Consider the following 4,974-nt stretch of genomic DNA (forward strand, 5'->3'; position numbering starts at 1 on the left):
CCCGCGCCACGACCGCGCTGGTGGTCGGGGACGGCTTTGTCCCCGAGGACCTGTCCAACGGCCGGCTGACCAACAAGGCCAAGCACGTGCTGCGCCTGCGTGCCGCCGGGCAGAAGGTGGAGATCATTTCCGAGGGCGAATTCATGCAGCTGGTCGAAGCTTCGCCCTGCAGTAATCTGCCGCGGGACGCGGCGCGACTTATCCTCCCGCAGTCTTCGCTCCAAGCCGCTGATCTGCAACGATGGGTCTATGACTTCTCGCGACCTGCTGACGCTGCGCATTGAATTGATGGAAGCCCAACCGCTGATCTGGCGGCGCATCCAGATTCCGGCCGACCTGGACCTGGCCGCTGCCGGTGACATCATCCAGATCGCCATGGGCTGGGACAACAGCCACCTGCAGTCCTTCCACAGCGCGGACCCCACCCAGGGATGGGGCAAGCCACAGACCGGAACCAGCTGGTATGACCAGCTTGCCCTGGACGAGGAGCTGGAGGGCCAGCCGCAGGAGGGCACCACACTCGGCCAGGCCCTGGCGGTCAACCCGGGAACCTTGTTCTACGTGTACGACTTCGGGGACAACTGGACGCACCGTCTGACCCTCGAATCATCAACCCCCTGCCCGGACGAGCAGTGCGCCGCCCGGGTGCTCGAGGGGGAAATGCGGGCGCCGGTGGAAGACAGCGGAGGATTATCGCTGGTACGACAAGCTGGAGGAGTTCAACGCCGAGCAGCCCACCGAGGAGCAGCAGGAAACCATCGACTGGCTGCGCTGGCGCTCCGGCGATGAGCTCGACTTCGACCCGATGACCTACAACCAGCAGGCGGCCAACCGCGAGCTGGAACTGTACTTCAGCCTCCTCGCGGGAAACTCGGTCTTTGGCCAGTGGCTGCGCGGCAAGCCCTCGGGGGTACGGCGCTACGCGCTGATCCTAGCCAGCGAGGCCGGAATCACCGACGCCGCGGCAGGCGCGCGGATCCCCGAATGGTTCTTCACGGAGATAGTTCGGCCTTTCCAGGTGCTCATTGAGCTGGCCCAGGGCGAAGGCATCAAGCTCACCCCCGCCAGCTGGATGAACCCGAAGGCCGTGGCGGAACTGGTGGAGCGCCTGCAGTGGGAGGGCATTGACTACGAATCCTCCTCGCGCAAGCGTGAACACACGATGCCCACGGTGGCCCAATTGCGTGAGGTGGCGCGCATGGCCGGACTGGTGCGGGTCTACCGCGGGCGTGTGCTCGCCACGAAAAAGGGCAGTGAACTGGCCGGGGATGAACCGCGCCTCGCCCGTTATCTGCTCAACGCCATCAACACGGCGGAAAAGGACGAGGGCCTGCGCGATGGCACCATCGCCTACTGGTTGTGCCGGGCCGCCGGGATCGAGGCGCTGAGCGACGCGGCGTCCGACTACATTACCGAGGTCATGAACTTGCTGGGTTACCGGATGGGGCCGCTGGGTCAGCCGCTGGGGCGCCATGCGGTCGTGCACCGCAGCACTCTAGCCCTCCTGTTTGAGGAGCTCGCCCGGTGGCACCGACGGGACTCCGGCGGCTACTTCTCAAAGCCTGCCCAGGAACACGTGGACGAATTCGCGCGGATGGTGCTGCAGGCTCCCGTGTCCTGAGGCGCGCCGCAACGGGGCGAGAGACGAACCGGTCCACCGCCTGACTGCGCTGTTGGCCTGCGGCCCCTGATGGGCCGTGCATTATGGCTTTGGTGTGCCTAGAATCTGGAATCCGCCTCATCCGTTGATTCACATGTCGTCACAACAGCGGAAGATGACGGGATGTGACGCCCGAAATGTCGCCATAAGACTGATCATTGCAGCTTGTGACCTGCCCTTTGAGTCGTTCTCCATCCCTGCGCCAGACTGGTGGACAACGAAGGCGATGACCTTCAAACCATCCAGAGCGGCCGAGAGATCTGGCTCTACGACGTCGCGGCAACCACCCATTGGGGCACGGTGCTACTGCCAGAAACGATGGAGAATTTCCTGGCTGACCGCTCCTCAGTGAGGCCGCGCGGCCGGGACGCTTCGTCGCGGTAAAGACGAGGAGTACACATGATCAGCCTGCGCAACGTATCGACAAGCTTCGGCACCGGCAGCGACGCTTTCACGGCCGTGGACAACGTGTCCCTGGACATTCCCCGGGGCTCGATCCAAGGAATTATCGGTTTCTCGGGAGCGGGAAAATCGACCCTGATCCGCAACATCAATCTCCTGCAGCGCCCGGACAGCGGTTCGGTCCAGGTTGGCGGCGTGGAATTGACCGAACTTTCAGAGGAAGAGCTGCGGCGCGAACGCCATCAAATTGGCATGATCTTCCAGCACTTCAACCTGCTCAATAACCGCACTGCCGCCCAAAATGTGGAGCTCTCGCTCAAGTTTGCCGGGGTTCCCGCCCGCCAACGGAGAGCGAAGGCCCAGGAGGCGTTGGCCATTGTGGACCTGGCCGACAAGATCCATTCCTATCCGGCCCAGCTCTCCGGCGGCCAAAAGCAGCGCGTGGCCATCGCCCGCGCCCTGGCCACGGAGCCCAAGGTGCTTTTGTGCGACGAACCCACAAGCGCCGTTGACCCGCGCACCACCGCCTCGGTGCTCCAATACCTGCTGGACATTAACGCCAACCTGGGAATTACCACCGTGATCGTCACCCACGAAATGAACGTGGTCAAGGCCATCGCCGACAACGTGGCGGTAATGGAGGACGGGCGGCTGGTTGAACAGTTTGATCTGGCCGAGTTGAGGCAACCGGGTTTCAGCCCGCATACCGCGATCGGACGCTACCTGATCAGTGACGAGATCGTCCTGCAGCGCCCCACCGGCCAGGAAGAACACCGCACCCCGCAGCTGTCGGCTGCCGCATCCTAGGAGACGTCTTGAGCACAATCTATCTTCCGCTTGCGGCCGCTGCGAGCAGCAACGGTGCAGTGGCCACGTTCAGCATTGACCGCCTGCTGGAACTGGGACCCGAGATCGGCGTCGCGATCGGCCAGACCCTGGCGATGCTGCTGGTCTCGATTCCCCTGGCGATCCTGATCGGTACCCCCTTGGGAATCTGGCTCTATTCCATGTCACCGCAGGGCCTGCGGCCCCGACCGCGGCTGCACCGCATCGTCGACGGTGCAGTCAACACCATCCGCTCCTTCCCGTTCCTGATCCTGCTGATCGCGATCATCCCGGTCACCCGGTTCATCGTCGGAACAACGGTGGGTACCGCCGCGGTGATTGTCCCGCTGACCATCAACGCGATTCCCTATTTTGCCCGCTTCGTGGAACAGAACATCACCCAGCTGGGGTCGGGCGTCGTTGAAGCCGCCAATGCCATGGGCGCCACGCGCGGCAGATCATCCGCGACGTCCTGCTGGTGGAGGCCCGGCCGGCGCTGTTTGGCTCGATCACCATCATGACCGTCTCCTTCATCTCCTACTCGGCCATGGCAGCTGGTGGGCGGCGGAGGGATCGGCGACTTCGCCATCCGCTACGGCTACTACCGCTACGAGACCGGTGTCATGCTCCTGGCCATCGTGCTGATGATCGCGGTGGTGCACCTGGTGCAGGTCTCCGGCACGGCGCTGGCCCGGCGCTACGACAAACGATAGCCAGCACCCGTTACTCCACCTTCACTACTTCAAAGGAACACCATGTCACTGACTCGTCGCAGGATCATCACCTCAGCAGCCGCCTTGGCCGTCACCGGTCTGCTGGCTTCATGCGGTTTGACCGGCAATGTCAATGCCGGGAACGACAAGACCATCAAGCTGATCGTCACCGAATCGGCGCCCACCCAGGAGCCCACGAAGATCGCCGAGCGCATCCTGGAGGAACAGGGATGGGATGTGCAGGCGACCTACGTCACCGACATTGTCCAGCCCAACCACGTGGTGGCGAACGGTGAATATGACGCGAATTTCTTCCAGCACGCAGCCTACCTGAAGCAGTTTACGGCGGATCAGAACATCGAGGTGGACCCGGCCTTCTACATGTACGGTTCACCGGCCGGGCTGTACTCGACCAAGCACAAGTCGGCGAAGGAACTGCCCGATGGGGCCAAGATCGCCATCCCGGTGGACCCCTCGAACAACGGCCGGGCCCTGGCCCTGCTGGCCAAGGAGGGGCTGCTGGAGATCACCGAGGGCAAGAGCGTCATCCACCTTTCGCAGAACGACATCCTGGAGAACCCCAAGAACTTCTCGTTCGTTGAGGTGGACCAGCAGTCGCTGTCCAAGACCCTGCCCGACGTGGATGCCGGCTTCCTGTTCGTGAGGCTCGGCGGGGAGATCGGGCTGACCCCGCAGGATGCGCTGCTGTTTGAGGAAGAGGAGGACGCCCTTCCCTACAACAACCTGGTGGCGGCAAAGCCCGGTTTCATGGATACCGAGAAGGGCAAGGCCCTGGAAGCCGCCTACCATTCCGATGAAGTGCGCGAATGGTACGAAGACTACCTCGACGGCGCACTGCCCACCCCCTGGGATCGTGACCCGGCAGCGGACATCGCCACCTGGAACACCCAGAACTAACGAACACATCAAAAACGCCTGCGAGGGACAAGCCACCGGCTTGTCCCTCGCAGGCTCTATGCATTGCCGGGGTCAGGGCCCACCGCTGGTGCCCATTAGGCCGTTCTCGTGAACGGTGGGCGGGAGCGCGTCACCCCGACGTACCAGCGGCCCGAGGACCAACCGCTCGGTTAGCCGACCAGGCCCATCCAGCGCTCATGCAGTTCGGAAATGATGTCATCGAGCACCGAGGCGGGGCGTTCGGCGATCAGGTCGGTGCCGTACACGGCGGCCAGCAGGGCGACGGCGTACGCGTCGGCTTCCGGATCCCGGGGCTGCTCGGCCTGCGGTCCTCGTCTTCGTTCTCATCTGCCCCGCCAAAGTAAGCGGCGTAGGCTTCGGCGGCGGGACGGTCCAGGGAGGCGGCAACGGTGTCCACGATCCCGCGCCAGGCCTCGGCGGCGCTGCCTTCCAGCC

General features: G+C 63.7%; 7 protein-coding genes, 1 pseudogene and 1 riboswitch. Of the genes and pseudogenes, 7 read left to right on the forward strand and 1 reads right to left on the reverse strand.

Annotated features, from left to right (window positions below):
• From JCM19049_RS08090 to JCM19049_RS08115, 7 genes and pseudogenes are all read left to right on the forward strand, one after another.
• Positions 1-284 (forward strand): annotated as a pseudogene (locus JCM19049_RS08090) (hypothetical protein); the annotation flags it as partial.
• Complete coding sequence (locus JCM19049_RS08095) at positions 250-789, forward strand: plasmid pRiA4b ORF-3 family protein (RefSeq protein ID WP_054821326.1); 540 nt, start codon at positions 250-252, stop codon at positions 787-789. The pseudogene JCM19049_RS08090 and the gene JCM19049_RS08095, both read left to right, overlap by 35 nt.
• A 16-nt stretch (positions 790-805) precedes the next feature.
• Complete coding sequence (locus JCM19049_RS08100; RefSeq protein WP_054821327.1) at positions 806-1,621, forward strand: hypothetical protein; 816 nt, start codon at positions 806-808, stop codon at positions 1,619-1,621.
• Between the two features lie 274 nt (positions 1,622-1,895).
• Positions 1,896-1,985, forward strand: a riboswitch (SAM riboswitch).
• 74 nt (positions 1,986-2,059) lie between these two features.
• Positions 2,060-2,869, forward strand: coding sequence for a methionine ABC transporter ATP-binding protein (locus JCM19049_RS08105; protein ID WP_054821328.1), 810 nt, complete (start codon positions 2,060-2,062; stop codon positions 2,867-2,869).
• A gap of 8 nt (positions 2,870-2,877) precedes the next feature.
• Entirely contained in the window at positions 2,878-3,408 is a 531-nt protein-coding gene (locus JCM19049_RS08110; RefSeq protein ID WP_279402747.1) for a methionine ABC transporter permease, read from the forward strand.
• Between the two features lie 36 nt (positions 3,409-3,444).
• A complete protein-coding gene (locus JCM19049_RS19485) occupies positions 3,445-3,600 on the forward strand; it encodes a hypothetical protein (protein ID WP_279402748.1) in 156 nt (51 codons plus the stop codon).
• Positions 3,601-3,642: 42 nt separating this feature from the next.
• Positions 3,643-4,518: a MetQ/NlpA family ABC transporter substrate-binding protein gene (locus JCM19049_RS08115; RefSeq protein ID WP_054821329.1), complete on the forward strand. Its 876-nt coding sequence runs from the start codon at positions 3,643-3,645 to the stop codon at positions 4,516-4,518.
• Between the two features lie 247 nt (positions 4,519-4,765).
• Here JCM19049_RS08115 and JCM19049_RS19490 read toward each other — a convergent pair.
• Positions 4,766-4,974 (reverse strand): hypothetical protein (locus JCM19049_RS19490; RefSeq protein ID WP_279402749.1); only part of this gene is annotated, 209 nt, incomplete at its 5' end.

The sequence above is a fragment of the Arthrobacter sp. JCM 19049 genome (assembly GCF_001310435.1).